The following is a 2,857-nucleotide window of genomic DNA, read 5'->3' as shown; positions in this document are numbered from 1 at the left end:
CGCCTGAGAATAGTATTAAATTTTTTAAAATATTATAAGAGGAATGAACAATGCTTAATGACCTAATAGAAAAAAAAGAAGTTTTAAAGAAATTAAAACGCAGTAGCCTCCGCTTTATGGAGGCTCCGCAAAAAATGCGGATTTCCTGAACCTGTTTTAAATTATCCCACAAGATATAGATTATCAGCTATACAAGCATGGATAGAACGAGGGGGTTAATCAAATTTTAAGTTGATCAACATGCCAATGAATTTTATCTGCATATAGTTCATATGCCGCCCTCTGCTCATCTATCCTATCATCTTTATTAATATACACAGCCATCAACCCTACCTAACACATGACCGACCATTTTTTCTGTTACGTGGGGGATTATTCCTTCACTTGATAGAGTGGTCACTAGTGATCTTCTAAAATCATGCGTACGCCACTCAGGAATATCTATGTTATCTCTTAGTTTTCGCATGTATAAGTTTGATGATGATGTATCTATCGACTTATCTAATTCCTGCCCAGGAAACAAAGCATGATTACGATAATTAATTAGTTTATCTATATACGGTTTAACATGTGAAAATATCGGACGTCTTATTACATTACCCATTTTGGAGTGTTTGGTTCGTGTTGTCTATATAAAAGATCATCCATATTAAATTCGTTAATTGTTGCAAGTCTAAGCTCAGATAAACGAGCTCCCCAAAATAATAACAATTGATGTAACACTTTATTTGATGAAACAATTTTATTGTTTTTTAATGCTAATCAAATTTTTTCCAGCTCTGTATATACAAAACCTGTTTCCTGTCTGGTACCTTTTCCTATTTTTAGCCTTAACTTCATGATTTCAAATGAAGGTATGAACTGTCGGCTATACACCAATTAATAACTGATCTTAATTGTATAAGAAACTCTTGCTTTTGATTATCCTTTTCTTGTTTATCGAAAAATTTTACCCATGAAGATATAGGTATATTTGCAGCAGGTACAGAGTGAAACTGTGCATACATGGTGTTATACACAACTGACCGATAAAGTATTTGTGTGTTTTGTTTTAATGTTGACGCATATTTATCCCACTAGTAGTCAAGACAATCTTTTAGTGTTGCTTCACCTTCATCTTTAGAGAAAGAGATTTTTGGATTAAGTCCTTTTTTATACAAATTTCGCATATCATTAATTATGATCCGATCATCTTTAAGCGACAATGCTGGTAGCGACCAATCGTCAACCTTACTGGCTTACCTTCCCATCGATACCGATATTGAAATGCAACAACTCCATTAGGAGAGATACGAGCACTGAGACCATCACTATAAGTCAACTCTTGTTTTCCTCTATAGGGTTTATTACTTATACTTCTAAGTTTTGTATCACTAAGCGCCATAGCCTTACCATATGTACACACGTCATTAATCTATTATGTACTCAATATGTACAAAATAACAAGTAAAGGAAGTAATGGACAACAAAAACAAGATGAAAAAATAACAACAAAGAAGATAGAATAACTTGATTATAATGAGCAATAAGAGATATGATTCAAACAATCAAAAACAGTTATAAACAATAATGATTTATGTCCTTTTAGTTAAATGGATATAACAAGCCCCTCCTAAGGGCTAATTGTAGGTTCGATTCCTGCAGGGGACACCATTAACAAATTGATAGCAATTTATTTTAATTAGCAGAAAGTTATTTATCTTTTCTTATATTTCTTACCGTTTATTGCAATCTCTACTCTGCGTATATTTATAGCCTAATTTACCGCTAACTTAATATCACTGAACTTGCGTTAAGCCTTCTTGTATAATTAATATACTTTATTTCGTGCTAAAAATAAGGAGGGGTTATCCGTTTAGCATATATATTTGAAAATATTATAAAAATATTATGATCGACCAGCTATTAGCGAGCGTGGTAAACACTATATAACAGATGCTAAATCCAATTGGGTTGTTAGCCAATTAGACACAAAATATCAAACAATTACTTATCAACAATTATGGAATAGAGCTAAAAGTATTGCCAATGAATGCTATCACCATTGCCAATAGCCGCTAAAAGCCAGTGATAAAGTTGTTATTTTATCTTTTATAAATAGTGATTATATTGCTATTAATCTTGCCTGTCTGCAAATTAATGCAATTATAATTCCTCTACAAGCTGATTTATCAACCAAAGAATTAACACTTATTTTACAAGAAATAGAACCACAAATAATCGCAGCCAGGATAAAATACTTACACATAGCAGTAGAGTTAGTAAAAAATAATCAGTCAATAAAACGAATAATTGTTTTCGATTATGACTTTTCCGATGACAATTCAGAAAAACTTGAACTATTACAAAAACAATCAAATATCACAATCGAAAAGCTATCCAATATTATCCATTTAGGTAGCCAGTTAGCGAAAGTACTTTATCCTGAGAATAATAATGATCTATCCTCGATATCGATGATAATTTATACATCCGGTAGCACTGGTTCGCGCCCAAAGGCGCTATTTATAATGAAAAATTTGTATCAAATATAGCTAAGCGACTTAATTTTGATTACACCATATTGAGTGCATATTGAGTGCGAACAGAATATCTGTGTCGCATCCGAGCGCTCTTTTTTGCATTTAGCTTGTGCCCATTTATGTTCAATTGGATTAAGATCTCGCGAATACGTAGGCAAATATTCCACCATATGCCCCGCATCGATGATCACTTGTTGAATACTCTGTTTCTTGTGAAAAGTTGCATTATCCATCATGATTACACTGTTTTTAGGAAGGACTGGGATAAAGACTTGGGTGACCCATGCATAGAAAACATCGCTGTTAATATTGATATCAAATAATCCGATAGCAAA

General features: G+C 32.8%; 1 protein-coding gene, 1 tRNA gene and 2 pseudogenes. 2 read left to right on the top strand and 2 right to left on the bottom strand.

Annotated features, from left to right (window positions below):
- Positions 1-219 precede the first annotated feature (219 nt).
- A pseudogene (locus ARSQ2_RS03355) lies at positions 220-1,384 on the bottom strand (tyrosine-type recombinase/integrase).
- Between the two features lie 194 nt (positions 1,385-1,578).
- Between ARSQ2_RS03355 and ARSQ2_RS03350 the strand changes: the two are divergent.
- Both ARSQ2_RS03350 and ARSQ2_RS14615 read left to right on the top strand, forming a co-directional pair.
- Positions 1,579-1,653, top strand: a tRNA-Arg gene (locus ARSQ2_RS03350).
- Positions 1,654-2,072: 419 nt separating this feature from the next.
- Positions 2,073-2,534 (top strand): annotated as a pseudogene (locus ARSQ2_RS14615) (AMP-binding protein); the annotation flags it as partial.
- Here the strand turns inward: ARSQ2_RS14615 and ARSQ2_RS03340 are convergent.
- Positions 2,525-2,857: transposase (locus ARSQ2_RS03340; RefSeq protein WP_202880372.1), on the bottom strand; the 333-nt coding region annotated here is incomplete at its 5' end. The pseudogene ARSQ2_RS14615 and the gene ARSQ2_RS03340 sit on opposite strands and share 10 nt — an antisense overlap.

The organism is Arsenophonus endosymbiont of Bemisia tabaci Q2 (assembly GCF_902713415.1).
Classification (GTDB): Bacteria; Pseudomonadota; Gammaproteobacteria; order Enterobacterales; family Enterobacteriaceae; genus Arsenophonus.
This window is presented reverse-complemented; position numbering and strand designations above follow the sequence as displayed.